We start from the raw sequence: 19,961 nt of genomic DNA, 5'->3' as shown, positions 1-19,961 counted from the left end.
TTCTGTATTTATGTATGATCCTGTTATCGGGTGATGTTGTACCCTGTAGCTGTTTTTTCTAATTTTAATCCATTCACCAGTGTAATGACAGAGAGCAAATCTTCTACACTGTCAGTATCGGCATATGTCCCGGAGAATTTCATGTTCTTCAACTGTTGCTCGTCGAAGGTGATACTGGTGTGATAATAACTTTGTAGAGTAAGGAACACATTTTTCAGTGGTTCCTGATGAAACACTTGTCCTTTAGTCTCATTCGCAGCAATTGTTGCAGGTGCAGTTTTCAGATGAGGAAGCTTGTTATCAGATACGATCGCTTTCTCCTGCTGCGTATTAAATACGAGTTGTTGTCCCGGATGCAGGTATACAGGTTGAAAAGTGGTGCTGGCCTTTTTCACCACTACTTTCCCAGTGATCAGCTGTACATGCACTTCGCCTTTGAGCGTGGTAATACGGAAGGAAGTCCCTAATGCAGTCGTGGTCAATCCTCCGGCTTCCACAGTAAATGGTCTGTCTTTGTCTTTCGCTACATCAAAGAAGGCTTTCCCTTCCAGGTGGATATAACGTTGCTGACGATCAAAGTGCAAAACATGTGTCAGTTTACTACCAGAAGAGAGTACGACTGTAGTACCATCTTCTAATTGATAAGTCTGATCATGCTTCCTGTCATTACTGATCACAGTATACCTAACGGTAGTTGTGTCTTTTAGGTTAGCCTGGAAATGTGTGGTATGCTGTGGTTTCCACAGTAATATACTTCCGCCTATTATCCCGGCGATAGCAGCTGCAGCAGCTATCCTGCGGAAGTAATAGATCTTCGGCCTTCGTTGTGTGTGTTGTGAGATATATTGCCACATAGCCGCATCTGTTTCTTCAGCCATGCGTTGCTGTGTAGCGAATTCTTCCCACTCGGGTGTACTGATCAGATCTTCCGGATGTTCAGTAAACCACGCAGCGAGCATTTCCGCTTCTTCCGGACTACAATTGTTGGTAATAAAACGTGCAACCTGTTCGCTGGTGATCTTCATTTGAACTGTTTCTAACTACTATTCGTTTGTAAATTGGGAATACCCTGGCGCTTAATAATTTGTTAACATAAGGAGCAGGAGGACAAGTGCTTTGCGCAGGACACTCAATATGCGGGAGATATGATATTCAACCGTTTTGGGGGAAATGGACAGCTGTTGTGCTATTTCATTATAAGTCATTCCTTCCTCCCTGCTGAGGCGGAATACGAGCCGTCCCTGTTCCGGTATGGTGCTGAGGATCTGTTCAATTTTGATACGGGTTTCCCGCACCTGGTATTGGTTATTCACACTATCTTCTGCTTCATCAGCAGCTACAAAGCCCATGCGTTTCTTCTCAGCAGCCAGTTTACGCAATTCATCGATCATGAGTGACCGGGCGATACGAAAAATTTGTACATCTATATTAATAACAGGATTCAGGGTATCACGGTGAGTCCAGACCTTCACAAAGGTCTTCTGTACAACTTCCTGTGCCAGGTATGCTGATTGGGTCCTGCCCAGCAGCAGGAAATACAGCTTATCCTTATACTCTTCGTAAACAGACGCAAAGGCTTTTTCATTACCCTCCTTAATGTCTGCTACGGTATAACGTTGGCACATAGTTATGGAAAGGAGTTTTAGAAAAAGCAAAAGTATAAAAAGAAGGAGAGCAGGTATATTAAGGTAATATTATCAAATTCTGTTTATCTGGTTAACTTTACGGTACCCTGTTCTCTCACCACCTTTCCATAATAATCATTCCCCACTGCCATCCAGATATAGATACCTTCGGGCACTTTCTTTCCTTTGAGATTTGTACCGTCCCAGGCTACCTCTCCTCTTTTGGACTTCTGGTACACCAGGTTGCCCATACTGTCTAATATATCAAAAGAAGTAATCGTCTTGATGGTTTTCGCATACACCTGCAGCAGGTCGTTTTGTTTGTCTCCATTTGGAGAGAACTCCTCCTGCACCATAAAAGCCTTTGGATTGGACACACTCACCTTCAAAGTATCTGTCGTACTACAACCATTCTTCTGCGTAATTTTAATCAGGTAGGTCTCCGGTGCCTTCAGTGTTACTTTCGGATCACTCACTTTATTATCTGTCAGGCCATTGTCAGGCAGCCACTCATACGTTGCCCCCTCTACCTTTCTTGCGTTCAGCTGTAATGGCTTTCCCGGTTCTGCTTTCACTGCCGGCAATGACTTCGCTGCCATTGGTGCTATAATCGTTATATCATGTATACTGGTACCTCCCATAGACGGGCAGCTGGGTGGCGTAGCCGTTAATACAACGGTATAGGTACCAACCCTGGAATAGGTGAACCCTGCATTGAAATTCTCACTGCTCTGTCCATCTCCGCTATGCCAGCTATAATCTATCGGCCCGGTGGCCTTTGTCTTATTGGTAAAATAAACGGATGTACCTGTACACCCACTCCCGTAGGAGAAATCAACAACTGGTGGTAATACCTGCGTCATAGAGATCACATTCGAGGTAGTCGAACAACCATTCGCATCCATGGCCATTACTTTATAATCTCCCGGTGCAGATACCTTTAATGCACTCCCTGTGCCGGCAATAGAATCATTCCGCATCCAGGTAAAAGTATACTTCCCCGTCGCGCTCAATGGCATCTCCTTCGTGCCACAGATCACAGTCCCCCTATCTGCACTGATAGCCGTTACAGGTAACGGATATACCGTCAGGGCCCCATTTACATAAGTAATCGCATAATTCTCTGCATTGGCGCCTGAAGGTATCAGGGTATTGCTTATATCCACACTTACTGTAGGCCGAGTGATGAAGACATCCGGTGATTCATCATACACCCAACCTTTATAACTCACTGTAAACACTGGATCGGGCGCCCCTGCACATTTCGCTGCATTATTTGCCGTGATCACAAGCGGTGCTTTATCTATCACCAGTTTCTCTACTGTACTATCTGTTGTGATATCCACTTCACCTGCTTTCATGATCTGCACCATCCATTTGTGATCTTCCAGATACACTTTTGCGACATTGGTGTCAGCAGAATTTACCTGGATGCTGTCGCCAATATTCAATGGAAAGTCCGGATCCCCGTATTTTTTCTGGCCATATCCATTTAAACAAATGAAAAACAATGCAATGAGTAATCGATTCATATTAAATATTGCTATACTTTGTAGCAAAGATAGCACTCCAACTCATTTATTAAAATGTCCTTCCCTGTAAAAAATATCGGTTAAATAATCGATGTACAATATATCGATGGGTCAATGATTAGTATGACTACAGTGATGATGTAGTCCCTTAAAAGAGATCCCCTCTTAATGAGGTACCCTTTTATACCGTACTTTATAGTTTCGCTCCCAGAACTTATACCAATGCTTATTCTTCGGATAACTCCTGTGTGAAGTGGCATTGTTGCAAACAATAGCAACAAGCAGGAGGATCAATACCCCACTCAGCACCGGACTTAATACATACATATACCCCAATGCCTTCACCTTGGCTGTACCTATATTCGCAATCAATGCAGTAGCGCCCCCGGGAGGATGCAACGTTTTAGTGATCTGCATCATCACAATAGCAAGAGAAACAGAAAGTGCAGCAGTAAGCCATACTTCTCCGGGTACCAGTTTATAAATAGTAACCCCCACAAAGGCACTGATAACGTGGCCGCCGATCAGGTTACGGGGCTGTGCAAGCGGACTGTTGATGATGCCGTACACCAACACCGCAGAAGCCCCGAAGGAGCCGATTAAAAAAAGGTTGTCTGAAGCAGGCAATATCTTACTGTTGAGCAGGCCAATAGCCCCTATCCCTAAAAATGCACCTATGAATGTCCAGATATGTTCTTTAAGGTCGATCAGTGTTTCGTGGTAAATGATCAGCCCGGCCCTGCGCACATGCCGGCGTAATTTTCGATGTATCATTGTGGCGCAAAAATAAATAAATAGTTCATGTTCTACAATCATAGGGAGTCAACCGCCAAGACTCCATTCTTATAATTCTTCAGCTACTTTTTAATGAAAGCAATTATCAAACATCAACTAGGGATGTGCTTCCTAACGATATTAACAACAACCCGTAAAATAATTATATGAAAGAATGTCACACATTGAGATGTGGGCCACTACATGCACATGTAGCAAGATCATTGCACCTGCAAATGAACAGAACCCGCTACCACATTAAACTTCATCTGCAGACAACTTTTATTTTCTTCATATACCCCTTCACTACATACTGCCTGAAAGCTAGAATGGCAGTACCTTCTGTCGAATGTGCCGTAACTATTTTTAAACAATAATGAATTAAAAGGTGTTTTGTTTTGCATTAGTATTCACAACTTCAAAAAGCCCTCAACATGAGCACAGCAGCACTTAAAGCAAGCAAATGGAGCAAGACCGCTCCACTATCCGCACTTGACACAATTCGCATCGAATGCGGTATCGATGAAGACTTCAGAAAGAAATTTATTGCTGACCCATCCGGCGTTTTAAAAGCACACGGCATTGAAGTACCAGCTGATGTAAAGATCAATGTAGTACAGGATACCCCTAGTACTTACAACATCAGCATTCCTCCTTTCCGTGGCAATGATTTATCAGATGCTTCATTGAAATCAGCAGCAGCAAGCAGTAACGGTACTACATGGTGTACCACCTGTACTGCTACAACCCCTATTTGTGCAGGCTCACTGGCATCACTGACTTGTGCATAACACTATTACAAACCGGGTAGCAATACCCGGTTTATTTACTTTATTCGAAATACACCATCATGAGTGCTGTTCTTGAGCAAAAGGCGATATACGATATCAGCCTGGCATCCCGTATCAATAGTGAACCCGTTATCCCCGAACTAACTGAACCGCTCTGCCAACAGGCAGCTACATTGTTAAAAGAGCTGCTTGCATCAAAAGATTTTACCATTCAGCCTGGTGTATTCCAACACCTGATCGATTGGTATGGAAAGATAATTGCCAGGTTGACAAACAACCTGCTTATACAACGCTATTCCAGTTTCTTCCTGTCAGTCTATCCCTTCTGGAGACCCAGGAATACAGCACCTGGTGACTGTACACCTGGCACATCCAGGGAAAAACTGGACGCTTATATTATATGGGAAAGTGAACAAAACCTATTCTCCGGCAATGAGCAGTACCCTGAACTCACACGCCTGCTTACACTCGCACAACAAAACTGGCTGACAGTTATTGAAGAACTCTTCGAAAGGATCCAGCGCCATTCCAAAGACGGGATACCCGCCCTGGAAGAGTTAACCGCCATTGAATTTGGCATCTCCGACCCCCATGATCATGGTAGAACAGCATCTATCTTAACGTTTGGGGAGATGAAGATGGTGTATAAACCCCGCTCCCTGGATGGTGAATATGGATGGAATTATATCCTGGATCACTTAATGGACCAGGGATTAAATTATAACTTCTTTTTGCCGGAGGTACTAAATTTCGATGGTTATGGGTTCATGGAATTTGTAGATCCATCTACCTGTCATCATCCCCATGAAGTAGCGAATTGTTATGAAAAGTATGGCGCTATCCTGGCCATTGCACATGCATTTGGCACATACGATCTGCATCATGAAAACATCATAGTGCAGGGTGATAGCCCGGTTGTGATAGATGCAGAACCGCTCTTCAGATGCCTGCTGGCAAATTCTGAAAGTGGAGAAAAGCGACTAAAACTTGATAAAAACATCTCGCTGGATAATATAGAATCAAATGAATCCGTCATGGACATTGGTATGTTACCTCATACCATTCTGAGTCAGCTGGATAAAGACGGTAATAAGCATGTAGAGTTTATAGCCGGCGCCCTGCATGCGTTTGGGAATGAACCGATGAAAGAATATGTGTTTTGTGGCAGAGGATCGGACAACCTGCAATTACTGGAAAAGCAATTTACAGCGGCGACCATTCCAAACCTGCCTTCTCTACATGGTGAGCCCCAATTACCGAAAGCATACCTGCCGGAGATAGAAAAAGGATTCCGTACAGCACATCAGTTCCTGTTGACACACAGACAACAGATCTTATACAGGGATGCACTGCTGGATCAGTTGCGGCATTTAAATTTACGCCTGTTATTAAGACCGACAGTACAGTATGGGGTGGTATTTATCCGGAGTATCAGCTTACAGTTGCTTAAGTCATATGAGCAGCGCAAACAAAAGATCCTGCAGGATTTAAAGATCTTAGGGCAACTACGGATTGACGCCATTGACAATATAGAAATGGAAGAAGTCGCCGGCATTATGGATGGAGATATTCCCCGGTTCGATGTACTGGCCGGTAGCGCCAGCGCCTACAATACAACTTTATTATACTCCCCGGTCGAAATGGCGAAACAACGGTTTGAACGTATCAATGAAAAAGAATTAGAACTACAGGTCGCCACTATAAAAGAAAAGATATCCGAACAATCTCTAAGAGGCCAGTCTGCCTTTGGTATAATTGATTCAATAGTTAATGCGGCCATCTGGATCGACGATGTACCTTCATGGGCATATACAGCCTATGCACCCGGATTTGGTTGTACCATGGTACATGCAGATCGGGGAGCCTTGTATGATGGTGTGCTAGGCACAGCGGTAGCCATAGCAGAAGCTGGTAAGTTAGCTAATAACCAACGATGGATGGACACGGCACTGAAAGCGATCCGCCCGCTCGCTGCGTCTATCAGCGCAGGCAGAGGTGGAGGCCTGGCCAGGGGATTAGGAGGGGTGATCTACGGCATTATCAGGATTGCAGCAGCCACCAATACCCCCGGGAATATGCAGCTGGCCAGGAAGATCGCCGTCAGCTATTACAAGGATGTATTTGCCAGGGAGGAACTGGATGAAATCCTTCATGGTCGCGCAGGTTTCTTACTAGCCATGATCGCGTTGTACAAAAGGCAACCCGATTCCCTACTGGAAACCATTATAGAAGAGACAGCGAAAACACTCATTGCACGTTCCGTCTCTCATGACCGGGGCACCTGCTGGAAGGTCATGGATGGACACTCGTTACCGAATATCAGTCACGGCACTTCAGGTATGGCAATGGCACTGGCACGGTGGTATGAATTATCAGGGGATGCAAAGGCCAGGGAGGTGCTGTTAGGTGCTATGCAATACGACAACTCATTCTGGGAGCCTGCTGAAAATGGCTGGGCAGACATGCGTGTAGCGGGATTACAGGATGATCAGAAAACAACCTGGACATGGTGTAACGGGCGTAGCGGCGGGTTGCTGTCCAGGTTAGCCGTATCACAAGCTATCGGTACACCTTTCATAGATGAATATTCAGCGCATGCGTTGTGTGCATCGCATACTGACATCCTGCATGAAACAGCACCAGGGCTATGCTGTGGTACGGCCGGCGCATTGGATACACTGCTAAAGATCAACGAGTATCACCCTTCTGAACATTTGCAATCACATATTGCCCAGGCAACCCGCCTGATCACTTCGCATACACCGGATAGTCATTATTCCAATTTAATGCCTGCGTTATTTACCGGTAGCGCAGGACTAGCCTTTGGCATGATGCGGGCAGCACATCCTGATCAGGTGCAGTCAATGCTTTGGTTTGGGTAAAGGAATTGCAGCAAATACCTTCAACACGCTTCATTGGAATTACGCAGCAGGTTGCTGCGTAGTTCCAATGAAGCGGCCTTAAAAAAATGAAACCATACCTGTCAACTTAATTATTCACTATCACCTTCACATCCCACGGCGCCAACACCACCACACCCTTCTGATTCACTGCCTTACCTGACAACAACTCTCTCCCTGTTTCAAATGGATAGTTCAAGGTCTGCTGTGTATCTGAATAATTAAACAAATAATGAACAGTACGCCCGGCAGCATTAACTCCCGTCTTTGTAATAACCGGGAAATGCAATGCTTGCGCATCTCCCCATAACCCTGCATCCTTCACACAGTTCTCCATGATCTTTTCACACAGTGTATTGCCAGGCATAAATGCGATGTAAGTTGCCGTCCCTTTCCCATATTGATTACGCGTCACAGCGGCATACTTCCCCCACTGTGCATGGTCATAATAGGCTAATACCTTAGCTGTCGAAGGTGTCACTAACTCCATCCAGTACCTGATCTCATTATCCTTCGCACCAAACGGATCTCCTTTCAGCCCTGCATGCTCAGGTACAACAAACTGACTATAATAATTGCCCGTCGCAGCATTGATGATACCCGGTTGTGGTGTACTGCGAACCTGTGCGTTTTCGTTGGAGAATCCACTTTTAAATGTATACACTATATGTCCGCCATTCTCTACATACTTATTCAGACGCTGCAGCAGCTCGTCAGAAGCAGCATACAAGGCTGGCACCACAATCAATTTATATTGGTCTAAGTTGCTGCTCGAAGGATCGATAAAGTCAACCTCTATGTTCATGCGATACAATGCATCGTAAAAAGGACGCAGGATGTCATTGTATTTCTCTGATGTTCCCCACCCGAAACTAAAGGCATTGAAAGCCGTGTTGGCTTCATTACTAAAAAAGATAGCTGCCTGATTCTTCTTTTGCAAATGCTGTAAGTCTTTACTGAGTCTATCGAAATCCGCCCCGATTGTAATGGCTTCTTCATAAGTAGGATTCGGCGCAAAGTCATGACTCAATAATCCTTTCCAGTAAGTCTCTGCACTATTATGAATCGATGCCCAGTGCCAATAGCTGACCATATCCGCCCCGCTCGCCAGGTGACTGAATGCCTGTAACCGCAATTGACCAGGATAAGGTGTCCAGTTGGCAAATCCCTGTGCTTCCGTTTCTATCACGAGGTAATTTTTCCCTCCTTTCATAGACCGGGCCAGATCACCACCCAATGAAATCTCTATACCTGTCAGCTCATGCTGACTTGGATGATAGATATCTACCCCGGCAATGTCCATCGCTTTCGCTGCAGCAAAATGATCTACCTCATCCTGTATACCATAAGAATGCCCTTTCCAGCTGAGATCGAAGTTTTGTGTAATAAACTGGTCCGGACGTTTGTATTCCCTCACTATCTTTGCCTGCCATGCCAGGAACTCCGTCACCAGCTGCCGTTGAAAACCAGCAAACGCGGCTTTCACACTGGCATTCACAGAACCATTTACTGACGGGAAATCATCCCATGAACTGATACGGTTACTCCAATAGTTCAAGCCAAATGCACTGTTCACGCTGTCCAGTGTGACGAACTTCTTACGCAGGTACTCCACAAAAGCCTGCTGCACATTTGGGCCTGCTGTATTATAGGCCTTCGTTTCATTATCCACCTGGTAACCGATGATGGCAGGATGATCTTTCACATGCTCCATTATTTTCCGGATAATGCGTTCTGCATAGTAGCGGTAATGAGGATTCGTAATGTCCATATTCTGTCTTGGACCAAACTGATTTTGTCCCCATGGTGTGGTGGCCAGTACATCAGGATACTTTTTCACCAGCCACGCCGGCACAGCATAGGTAGGGGTGCCGATAATCACGCTGATCCCTGCTTTGTGCATAGCATTGAGCACCCTGTCGATATGAGAGAAGTTATACACACTATCAGCAGGTTCTTCCGTCGCCCAGGTCGATTCCGCTATACGCACCACGTTGATATGCGCAGCCTTCATCATAGCAATGTCCTTGTCTAAGCGGTCATAGGGCATATATTCATCATAATAGGCCACGCCGTAGAGCAACTTATCCTTTACCTGCGCAAACGACGTAAGGGCGGCAATACAACATACTGTTAACAATAGTTTTTTCATAACATCAGCATTTAAAATTGAATAACACTTCCTGCATAGCGGGCATATGTAACCCACAAGGCAATTATAGTAGCAGGGAAACAGCGGCGTTAAACGTGCCTGGAGGAGGAAATGTACGGCAGTCATTCCTAAATTCAAAGGTTTATTAACTGTATAATTGACACTTTCATTTTTTCTTCCATATATCGGCAGGTATAAAATCCTGATCTTCGTCAGTTCCATTAACAGTCAGCACTGATCTTCGTCAGGGTTTGCATTGATCTGAAAAAGTACCTTTGCGGCCCCGTCATGCCAACGGGACACACACATATGGACACAGAACTATTATCGCCCGCCGGCTCATTCGAGGCGATGCAGGCAGCTATCAATGCCGGTGCAGACGCCATTTATTTCGGTGTAGAACAACTCAACATGCGCAGCCGGTCCTCCGGCGGGTTTACCATCAATGATATTGCGGAAGTAAGTGAACGTTGCCATGCAGCAGGGAAAAAGTGTTACCTCACCTTGAATACGGTGATGTATGAATATGATATGCAGTTATTGCAGTCGGTGTTGAAAGCAGTGAAAGAGCATGGTGTAGATGCGGTGATTGCGTCTGACTTTGCCGTGATTCAGTCATGCGCTGTCATGGGCATCCCTTTACATATTTCTACCCAGGCCAATGTGAGTAACCTGGAGTCTGTGCAGTTCTTCGCCCGGTTTGCAGATACCATTGTGCTGGCACGTGAACTGACGCTGAAGCAGATCGCTTTTATCTGTAATGAAATCAAACGTAAGCAGATCAAAGGACCTAACGGCGCGCTGGTGAAGATAGAGATCTTCGTACATGGGGCATTATGTATGGCTGTCTCCGGTAAATGTTACCTAAGCCTTCACAGTCAGAATGCATCTGCCAATCGTGGCGCCTGTTTGCAAAACTGCCGGCGTAAGTACAAGGTATCAGATGCAGAAACAGGGGAGGCGCTGGAGATCGATCATGAATACATCATGTCTCCGCAGGATCTGTGTACGATCAACATATTGGACGAGGTATTACAGTCCGGCGTGACAGTGCTGAAAATAGAAGGCCGCAGTAAAGGGGCAGACTATGTCCATACCGTAACGGCCTGCTATCGCGAAGCAATAACCGCTATCGAACAAGGCACCTACAATTCCACGCTCGTAGCAGCATGGATGACACGTTTGTCGACTGTATACAACCGTGGATTCTGGGAAGGCTACTACCTGGGCAGAGAGATGGGACAGTGGACCAATAAACCTGATTCTATTGCGACAGAGAAGAAGATCTATGCAGGTAAGGGAGTGCGTTTCTATCCCCAGATTAAAGTGGGAGAGTTCCTTATAGAGAAGGGCACCTTGCAGGAAGGAGACGAATTGCTCTTAACGGGCAATGCGTTTGGCATGGAGAAGATCAGTTTTGACAGTGTGCTGGTGAATGGAGAGAAGAAAGACAAAGCAGTGAAAGGAGATAGCATTACTTTTCCTTTCCCGCATAAGGTGACCGCAACAGATAAATTGTATAAACTGATACCGTCTGCCAATGCCTAAGATCATACATTACAGGGATAAATGCATTGGCTGCGGCATTTGCTTTGAGATGCAACCGGAGCTGTGGAGAATGAGCAGGAAAGACGGGAAAGCAGTATTGCTGGGCGCAGAAGAGAAACGGGAGACCGACGTATTGTTAGTGAATAACCAGCTGCTGCAGGATACGAAAGCAGTAGCAGCAGCTTGTCCGGTGAAGATAATCAAGACGGCAGGTTAATCAATAAAGATAAGCTGTCCTCATCCGGCCTGTGCTAAAAATAATGCAGACTAACCTGTAGGATTAATTTAAATTATAAACACCAATATCAATATTTATCCAGATTTCATTATCTTAGTATAACACGTTTTTACTCGACCTCCTTATATCAGCATTTATTTCAGGGACACTAACCAAGATCAAGAGACCAGAAAAAAGGAGATAATTAATTTTCAAAACCAGATTGTCATTAAATCCTCCTTAGTTATGAAAATAGCCATGGATAGCTAGAAAGCACAATCTATCATCCCGCAGATCCGGGATAAATACAGCATTATTTTGAATTGCATCCGGTTGCGACAGCGACCGCACACGGTAGTTTTGTCTCAAAAAACCATTTTCCTCAAAATAAAACCTTTTCACCCATGAAAAGCAGCACAACTCTGTCCGGCATCCGATATGCGTTATGTTTCCTATTCCTGTACACCAGCTTCAACAAGCTGATGGCTTATGATTATTATCTGTATGATCTCAAAAGATCACCTGTTTTAGGCCACTACGCCACCATTATCGCCATCCTCATTCCTGCCGCAGAGCTATTGGTAGCTGGCCTTTTACTACTGGAAAAAACCATCAAAGGCGGGCTGCTGGGCTCACTGGCACTCATGGTAGTATTTACCCTGTACGTTAGTTACGTCGTCTTTTTTGCCGCTTACAAACCATGCTCCTGCGGCGGCATCATCCGTAACCTGACATGGCCGCAGCACCTCGTTTTCAATCTCTTTTTTGTTACGCTTTCCATCCTGGGACTGTATTTACAACGCAGGTCCGCACCTGCTTATATTCACACGGGGGACGCCGAAAAACCAATAGAGTAGGCAATATTATCCATCTTCAATCATCCTTATGAAAAAGAAAAAGTTACTGATCGCACTCCTGCTGATCATGGGCGCTGCTGGCGCAGCCAAGGCTACCAAAGCCAGGGATTTTCTTGGGTATATTTATTTCCAGGGAGCCTGGACACAGATCTATATTCCCTATGAATGCCCATTTACAGGTTGGGGCTGTACTTACACCTTTTATGATGGCATTATCTACCAGGTATATCTTCAGTCAGGATTAACCTTCTATCCTATCAGGCCGTAATCAAAAAGAGATCCGGGAACTGATCAGTGAGGTTTCCGGATCTCTTTAGCTTTATGGATATCCCGGGTTTTGATACAGGTTGGGATCTTGTACAATTTCCTCTTTAGGTATCGGCCACAATCGCTTTGTTGCATTCCATATTCCGCCACCCTTGGCAGGGGTTTCGATAGTCATAACGGTATCAATAGCGCCCATTCGCTTCAGATCAAACCACCGGTGCCCCTGTTCTGTAAAAAATTCCACCTGCCGCTCTTTTAAAATAGCATTCAACAAGGTGTACTTATCCTGTTGATCGGCCGAAAGCACAGGTAATCCGGCCCGTTGTCTGATCATATTTAAATCTGCAAGCGCTGCAGCGATCTCACCCAACTGCGCCCTACACTCCGCGCGGATCAGGTACATTTCAGCCAGCCTGAAAATCATTGAATACTCCTTCAAGTCATCTCCTATACGTACTTTATACTTATATGGGAAATAGTACGTAATAGCAGGCGCAACACTTCGGTCTGTAAAGGAGTTGATCCAACTCTTCTTCCGCTGGTCATACTGCCCAAAAGCACCCAGTAAAGCATTACTGATGGCCTGCTGTGTTTTATATTTTGGCGGTACGTTGATGATAAATTCATTGCCTTCTGTGGTATTGATCTTAGTGACATTCGGTGTACCAGGCATTAACTGCCAGATGGCTTCCGTACTATTCTTTAAAAATACCTGGTCAAGGGGAACCAGTGCATAGGTATCAGTCATGTCAATAATGGTACTGGCCTGCGCTGCAGCATCCTCATACCTTCCCATAAAAAGATACACCCGGGCTAATAAGGCCGTAGCAGCAGCTTTATTCGGACGGGTACGTTCACTGCTGGGACTAACACAATCAGGACCGATATAATTATCTCCAAGCTCATTTTGCACTGTCAGCAGATCTGAAATGATCTGTTGATACACGTCACGCTGCAGACTTCGGGGAAGCAACGCATTTACCTGCACATCCGTGGTAACAGGCAATGGAATGTCTCCATATAAATTCGTGAGGTAAAACAACCAGTAGGCCCTGATGAAAAGCGCTTCTGCCATTAACTGTTTTCGTATCAACGGATCCAGTTTTTCAGCACCGGCACATCCCCAATAGACGTCGTTGGCATCCCGGATATATAAATAGCCGGTATTCCACATCCCTGTTACATAGACATTCCCGGTTGAAATATTATTACTATACAACCCGTCGTCATCCGAACTCCACGTAAGCTTCAATTCGTCACTACATAACCCGGTATAACGGGCAATTTTTGCAGGAGAAGCACCCTGGTTAAACATACTTCCATAAATACTATACAAAGCCATCATAGCAGTTGTATTGTCTTCGTAGATTTTTGATGCTTCTATTTTCGAACCAGGGGCAACCACATCTAAGAATTTACCACAGCTTACAGCCCCCGGCAACCAAAGTATGAGGATAAAACACCGCATTCTGCGATCACGCATAGTTTCACAATTATATGTTTATAAACTGATACGACACCCTACAACAATCACCCGCTGGGGTGGCAGCCTGTAGTTAATCAGATAACGTTGCGTTTCAGGATCCATCCCTTTAAAGTGGGTCCATGTAGCAAGATTTTGCGAGTTCAGGAATAAACTCGCCGATTTAATTTTCACACGGGTACATAATAGTTGAGGTAGTTCATGGGATATCGACACATTTTTTAGACGGATGTATGAAGCATCTACAATGCTACGATCACTTTGCGTAAGCAGCACAGTGGCATGCGCTGCATCCTGGTTATTGGCAGCATAACGCTGTACCTGCGCTATGTCGCCGGGCTTCTTCCACCTGGTGTCATCCGTCAAAGGCTGATTCCCCCCTGATGGTACAAAATTGCCCGGCACATCCATGCTCGGTACGTAGTACCCCGATTGCCTGACCAGCTGCAGAAATAAGGAGAGGGAAAATCGCTTGTATGTCAACGTATGGCCCCAGCCGGCATAGAATGCAGGACCAATATATCTGGCCGATCTGTCCTGTATATCTATTTTATGATCCCCATTTAAGTCTTTATATTCCGCAATGCCGTTATCCGGGTTGATGCCTTTAAATTGATACACGAACCGGATGTCAAGTGGCTGCCCCACCTGGTAAATAGAAGAATAAAGAGAAGACGAAATATTAGGGAAGGAGATCAACTTGTTATTAGGAACAGTCAAATTAAAAGAATGCTCCCATTGAAAATTGACGCCCTGGAATTGCTTAATATTCAGCTCCAGTTCCAACAAATGATTCTGCACCACCGCAGGCAGATTTTCAGTAGTGTATTTATACCCCGTTACTGCCGGCAAATTGTATTTGAGCAACTGGTTCCTGGTATGGTTCCAGGAATAATTTGCAGCAATTGTATACTTGTTGTTGAAACAAAGTTCAAGGCCTAAAGATGACTTAATTAAGATTTCCCACTTGTACAGGTAATTGGTTAACTGTGTCCGCTCAAGTCCCAATACACCGCCATATCCTGTCGATACGGTATAAGTATCATAGAATTGATAATCTGAAAACTGGTCATTACCGGTTCTGCCAATATTGGCGTGTACTTTACCGAAAGTCAGCAAGGGGATGCGCTGAAAAACCGGCGCTTTTGAAAAGATCCACGCGACACCCGCACTACCAAAATATTCTGTTCTTCTCTCTTTGCTAAACCGGCTGCTTCCATCACTTCTACCTGTAAAATTCAGGTAGAACTCTTCGTTGAAATTGTATCCCAGGCGGGCATAAATACCATAATAACGATATAGATTTTCATCTGTAGTAAAATCCTTCACACCTGCCATTGAAATATTCTCCACAAGCGCGTCACTTTGAAAATCCTTACCAGTGTTCAATATCTGGTGTTGCTTGCTTTGCTGTAAGGTCAACCCGGTCAGTACGTCAAAAGAATGTATACTCTTTAGTTGCAGCGAGTAGTTGGCCTGCGGTTCTACAATCCATGATTGAATGGCATTTACGCCCTGACTATGCGCCCGCAGTAAAGAAAAAGAGCTCAGCGCCGGACTCATTGAGTTCAGTGGAACGACTAAGTCCTCATCCAGTTGTGTATAGTTATAACCAATATTGGTACTCAGCTTTAGCTTAGGCAATAATTCATACGAGAACTTACAACTTCCCAGAAAATGGTTAAAGAGCGCTTGATATCGCTGGCGACGTTCCCCATAAGGGTTTTGAAACGTAGTATCCTCCCAGTTCAATTCGCCGGTACTGGTGAACAAAGCGGGTGCATTAGGAGCGATTAAGATCTTGGGGGTAATGTCGCTAATGGGCAATTGGTTATCATTATTCAAATAGTGTAACCCGATGTCGATATTGGCCTTCTTATTTTCAGAGGTATGCACGACTGCCAGATCTGCCGACAATGTGGTACTTGCAAACGCATGTGAAAACAAGGCACTTTCCCGCCTGTAGACACCACCAAGGCTAAACCGGGTTTGCTCATTCCCTCCGCTCACACTGCCACTGGCATTCATAATGTTAGAATGACCTCCGATGAATTCTTTTTGCCAATCGGTGTATCTCGTGGTGTCCCATTTTGTCAAATCATAATCCGTCATGCCCGGTACCTGCTGGTCATTACTAAGCGCCTCCCGTCTCATTGCCAGGTACTGCTGTGTATTCATCAGCTTCAATCCCCTGGTAATTTTCCCCTGCCCGGAATAAACAGATATATTCAATGTTGTCTTACCAGGAGAGGGTCTTTTGGTCTTTATCAATATGACGCCATTCGCACCTTTGCTGCCATAAATCGCCGACGCGTCAGCATCTTTCAGGATTTCTATACTTTCTATACTCTCTGGTTGTGGTAATTGCATGGTGCTTAAATGACCTGCCGCATTTTCCAGCTGATTAGGTATTGACGTTGCCATTGCCAGTGGTACCCCATCTACAATGTATAAGGGCGCATTGCCATTAGCCATACTATTGAGTCCCTGGATACTAACGTCTACGGCGGACCCGCTTATGCCAGACTCCTGGTTAACGACAACACCAGTCGCTCTTCCCGCCAGGGCCATTAAAGGATCAGATACAGGTTGCCGGGCGATTTCATGTCCGGAGATGATACTTATCCGTCCTGTATTGGCATGTCTGGGCACCTTGTAATATCCCTTGCTGACAAATAACTCCAGGTGCTGCTCCGTGAGCTGTAGCATATACTGGCGAAAATCACGCTTATTACACGCAAATTTCCTGGTTTCGTACCCTATATAACTAATGGTGATCGTGTCTTTAACAGTCACATCAGGTATCCGGAATCGTCCTTTATTGTCGGCAGACCAGGCTTTATTAAATCTTTTAAGAGAGATAGTCGCCCTTGCGAGTGGCGCCCCTGTAGCATCTACCACCATACCCGCCAAATCGAATGCGGGGATACTATCTATCACCTGACCAGGCACAGGCTCTTTGTACTTTATCTGAACGCAATTATCTTTTATACTGAAAGAATAAATATTCTCATTGAGCATATCTTTAAGTGCTCTTTGCAATGGTATCTGGGAACATTTGTAATAGATAGGTCCTCTTGCATTGGTAATTCCGGGTTGAATGGTGAAATTAAACCCTGTCTGTGCAAGGAGTATTTGGGATACATCCAGCAGATCCTGTCCATGTAAGTCCAGGTTAACCAACTGGGCGCTCAATTGATGGGTGATGATTAAAAAAGAAAAAATAAAAATAGACTTCATGTCTTGGGGATTTATCATTTTCATTTAAAATCCCTCACCAACAAACCAGCTCAATACGTGATTGCACCTGGTTATTTGTCGATGAGGGATGAAGTAAACATGGCGGAGAAAGACAGGCTACTCTACAGTGATAACATTATTCTTAAGTACTAGTTTTACGTTAGTGGATTGTGATATTTCATTTAACAGTTTGAGGAGTGGTTCCTTCTTACTATACACCGCTTCCAGCGTGGTAGTAGTCACCCGGCTGGAATCAACAGTTACATGATACCAGCGGCCCAATGCCTTGAGTGCATTTCTTAATGGTGTTTGCTTAAAGACGAAATCACTTCTCCAGATAATAGCACTGTCAGCATTCACCTTTTTCACTGCAAATCCCCGGGTATCTGATATCGCCTGGTATCCCGGTCGCAGCAGCACATCCTGGCTTTCATACCTGGTATTGGTAAGCCTTACAGCACCTTCCAGTAAGGTAGTTTTAACCGGTTCTCCATCATAACTGTTGATATTAAAATGCGTACCCAGTACCTGCACCCGCTGTTCCCTGCAGCAAACAACAAACGGTCGCGCCTTGTCAGGACTGACTTCAAAATAAGCCTCGCCATTCAGTGTTACGCTTCTCTCTTTTCCTTTCAGTTCTTTCGCATATGTGATGCTACTCGCACCATTGAGATACACTACAGTGCCGTCAGGCAATACTGTTTTAAAATTCTGCTTTTGATGGCTGACAGTCGTATCCTGAATAGCTGCAATGTTTACATCTTTCATCCGGCTAAAAGGATTATAAAAGAACAGTCCGCCCATTGCCATCACAATAATAGCGACAGCAGCGGCAACAGCTACTGAACGGACAACTTTCCTGCCTTTATGCTGATGTGCTGATATCCATTTGCGTCTTTCGGCCATTATCCTGTCCCAATCGTCAGACATCGCATTTACATTCAGCTGAACGGGCTCCACGTAGTCCGTTTCTCTGATCACTTTATTGAGCCATGCGTTTACCAGGTTTTCTTCATCCTGGGTACATTGATGGGCAAGATACCTGGTGATTAAATTTTCTGCTTCCTGAGGGGTCATCTTTGAGGATTTTATTGGTTTTTATAGCGGAATAGTAAATCGGCATGTAGCTCAATCTACTTCCCGGTTTCTTTTATTAACGAAGGCTAGAATAGAGCCATAGATCACTTTAGAAATATGCTTCAACAGGTCGATCAAGTCATGTCCGGATAAGGAGTCTGGGCGGACCAGTATAATGCAGCTGATTATGATCAATAGTCCCGGAAGTGAGATCATGATAAACACATAATGATACCAGCTGAAATGGCCGTTTGCCATCATTGTCAGCATATACATAGTGGCACACATAATAGCCATCCAGAAAACGCCTCTTGTCAATAAATCTTTCATAATATGTCTTGGTGTTATATAGTTAATATCAAGCATAGCATTGGCTATCCTCCGCTATTCGGAGGTTATCTCTGGGGTTGGTTATAACTGTATGTGCGTTATAATCGGACAAAAGATCTTGCCACTACGATGTTTTCCCTCTGTTGCATCATTGATTGCTGATGCGTACAATTATATAACGTGAAAAATAGGGGGGAGGGTGATCGGTTAGAGAAAAATATTTAAAATTTTATTTAAAAGCAGGACAAAGTAGTAAGTCAGCACTAACTTCAACATAGAGCGAAGAAGTTTCCTGCTCTTATATAGTTGGTTTTTCACGGTTTCTTCTGAGCGATTAAGTGCAGCAGCGATTTCGGCCCTTGATAGGAACTGTTCTTCGCTCATTTTAAAGACCTGCTTCATTCCTTCAGGCATCTGATCAACACCTTCTATAATGAGCGCCTGAAATTCTTTCATGATCAATTGTTCATCAACTTCGTCCGAGAACTCATTTTTAAAAGCTGCAAAATGCGCAATGGCTTTGTTATCTCGCTTACTCTTTCTAAGGTGGTCAATGACTTTGTTTTTCATGATTGTAAATAGATAGCCCTCAAGATTAGCTCCTGCACTATGTACTTTTTGCACAGCATGCAACGATACAAAAGTGTCCTGTACCATATCGTCAACAAACACTTCGTCATTCCCTGTCATTCTTAAACCAAATGCCCTTACCGGTTTCCAGTAACGTAGATATACTTTCGTAAAGGCGGCATCATCTGAACTATTACGCTGGTTCAATAGTTCTTCATCTTTTAAGTGGGTCATAAATTATAATATTGCTTTAAATTGACTGATTGAATTTTTTGGTTAAAAAACGGGCACAATTAAGGTGATTTATTTGAAACTGATATGGAAATTATCACCCATTAACAGGTTATTAACTAAGGCTTTGTCTATAAAGAGTTGTGGAAATATTTATCAAAAAAATCAGCCAAAATCATGTTACTTTTTCTGCGTGAATGCAAGGAGATTTATTTTGCTAAGCCCCAATATGTTTATGAAAAAAAACGACCGGGTGCCCTGCTTGTTACATTCTTTACAGACAATTTTTCGCCGGAAGTCATAAGGTTTGCTCCATGGTTCAACCTGATCCTCCAATCGCTAATTATTTTTACATGTTCATTCTTCA

16 protein-coding genes are annotated in these 19,961 nt (G+C 44.4%); 6 read left to right on the top strand and 10 right to left on the bottom strand.

What is annotated here, in order from left to right; genetic code table 11:
• Positions 1 to 23: 23 nt before the first annotated feature.
• The 4 genes from ABDW33_RS10445 to ABDW33_RS10430 all read right to left on the bottom strand — a co-directional run bounded on the left by ABDW33_RS10445 (position 24) and on the right by ABDW33_RS10430 (position 3,931).
• Positions 24 to 1,025, bottom strand: coding sequence for a FecR domain-containing protein (locus tag ABDW33_RS10445; protein WP_343690004.1), 1,002 nt, complete (start codon positions 1,023 to 1,025; stop codon positions 24 to 26).
• A 51-nt stretch (positions 1,026 to 1,076) separates the two neighbouring features.
• A complete protein-coding gene (locus ABDW33_RS10440) occupies positions 1,077 to 1,625 on the bottom strand; it encodes a sigma-70 family RNA polymerase sigma factor (protein ID WP_343690003.1) in 549 nt (182 codons plus the stop codon).
• A gap of 83 nt (positions 1,626 to 1,708) precedes the next feature.
• On the bottom strand, positions 1,709 to 3,157 hold the full coding sequence (locus tag ABDW33_RS10435; RefSeq protein ID WP_343690002.1) for an MBG domain-containing protein: 1,449 nt from the start codon (positions 3,155 to 3,157) through the stop codon (positions 1,709 to 1,711).
• Between the two features lie 165 nt (positions 3,158 to 3,322).
• Positions 3,323 to 3,931 (bottom strand): HPP family protein, encoded by a 609-nt coding sequence (locus ABDW33_RS10430; RefSeq protein WP_343690001.1) that lies wholly within the window; start codon positions 3,929 to 3,931, stop codon positions 3,323 to 3,325.
• Between the two features lie 434 nt (positions 3,932 to 4,365).
• Between ABDW33_RS10430 and ABDW33_RS10425 the strand changes: the two genes are divergently transcribed.
• Positions 4,366 to 4,722, top strand: coding sequence for an NHLP leader peptide family RiPP precursor (locus tag ABDW33_RS10425; protein WP_343690000.1), 357 nt, complete (start codon positions 4,366 to 4,368; stop codon positions 4,720 to 4,722).
• A 59-nt stretch (positions 4,723 to 4,781) separates the two neighbouring features.
• Complete coding sequence (lanM, locus tag ABDW33_RS10420) at positions 4,782 to 7,604, top strand: type 2 lanthipeptide synthetase LanM (RefSeq protein ID WP_343689999.1); 2,823 nt, start codon at positions 4,782 to 4,784, stop codon at positions 7,602 to 7,604.
• A 106-nt stretch (positions 7,605 to 7,710) separates the two neighbouring features.
• On the opposite strand, the gene ABDW33_RS10415 is transcribed toward lanM, so the two are convergent.
• Entirely contained in the window at positions 7,711 to 9,774 is a 2,064-nt protein-coding gene (locus ABDW33_RS10415; RefSeq protein ID WP_343689998.1) for a beta-galactosidase, read from the bottom strand.
• A 309-nt stretch (positions 9,775 to 10,083) separates the two neighbouring features.
• On the opposite strand from ABDW33_RS10415, the gene ABDW33_RS10410 reads away from it, so the two are divergent.
• From ABDW33_RS10410 to ABDW33_RS10395, 4 genes are all read left to right on the top strand, one after another.
• Entirely contained in the window at positions 10,084 to 11,322 is a 1,239-nt protein-coding gene (locus ABDW33_RS10410) for a peptidase U32 family protein (RefSeq protein WP_343689997.1), read from the top strand.
• On the top strand, positions 11,315 to 11,539 hold the full coding sequence (locus tag ABDW33_RS10405) for a ferredoxin (protein ID WP_343689996.1): 225 nt from the start codon (positions 11,315 to 11,317) through the stop codon (positions 11,537 to 11,539). Before ABDW33_RS10410 ends, ABDW33_RS10405 begins: the two co-directional genes overlap by 8 nt.
• 404 nt (positions 11,540 to 11,943) lie before the next feature.
• On the top strand, positions 11,944 to 12,396 hold the full coding sequence (locus ABDW33_RS10400; RefSeq protein WP_343689995.1) for a MauE/DoxX family redox-associated membrane protein: 453 nt from the start codon (positions 11,944 to 11,946) through the stop codon (positions 12,394 to 12,396).
• Between the two features lie 28 nt (positions 12,397 to 12,424).
• A complete protein-coding gene (locus ABDW33_RS10395) occupies positions 12,425 to 12,664 on the top strand; it encodes a DUF6520 family protein (protein ID WP_343689994.1) in 240 nt (79 codons plus the stop codon).
• 51 nt (positions 12,665 to 12,715) lie between these two features.
• Here ABDW33_RS10395 and ABDW33_RS10390 read toward each other — a convergent pair whose 3' ends face one another.
• The 5 genes from ABDW33_RS10390 to ABDW33_RS10370 form a co-directional block, all read right to left on the bottom strand.
• Positions 12,716 to 14,146, bottom strand: a complete 1,431-nt coding sequence (locus ABDW33_RS10390; protein WP_343689993.1) for a RagB/SusD family nutrient uptake outer membrane protein — start codon at positions 14,144 to 14,146, stop codon at positions 12,716 to 12,718.
• A gap of 18 nt (positions 14,147 to 14,164) precedes the next feature.
• Entirely contained in the window at positions 14,165 to 17,386 is a 3,222-nt protein-coding gene (locus ABDW33_RS10385; protein ID WP_343689992.1) for a SusC/RagA family TonB-linked outer membrane protein, read from the bottom strand.
• Positions 17,387 to 17,503: 117 nt separating this feature from the next.
• Positions 17,504 to 18,463, bottom strand: coding sequence for a FecR domain-containing protein (locus ABDW33_RS10380; RefSeq protein ID WP_343689991.1), 960 nt, complete (start codon positions 18,461 to 18,463; stop codon positions 17,504 to 17,506).
• Between the two features lie 51 nt (positions 18,464 to 18,514).
• A complete protein-coding gene (locus tag ABDW33_RS10375) occupies positions 18,515 to 18,793 on the bottom strand; it encodes a hypothetical protein (RefSeq protein WP_343689990.1) in 279 nt (92 codons plus the stop codon).
• A 207-nt stretch (positions 18,794 to 19,000) separates the two neighbouring features.
• Entirely contained in the window at positions 19,001 to 19,597 is a 597-nt protein-coding gene (locus tag ABDW33_RS10370; protein ID WP_343689989.1) for a sigma-70 family RNA polymerase sigma factor, read from the bottom strand.
• Positions 19,598 to 19,961: the final 364 nt, after the last annotated feature.

It is taken from the genome of Chitinophaga sp. (genome assembly GCF_039596155.1).
Classification (GTDB): domain Bacteria; phylum Bacteroidota; class Bacteroidia; order Chitinophagales; family Chitinophagaceae; genus Chitinophaga.
The sequence above is the reverse complement of the archived record's forward strand: the minus strand, read 5'-3'. Positions and strand labels throughout refer to the sequence as shown.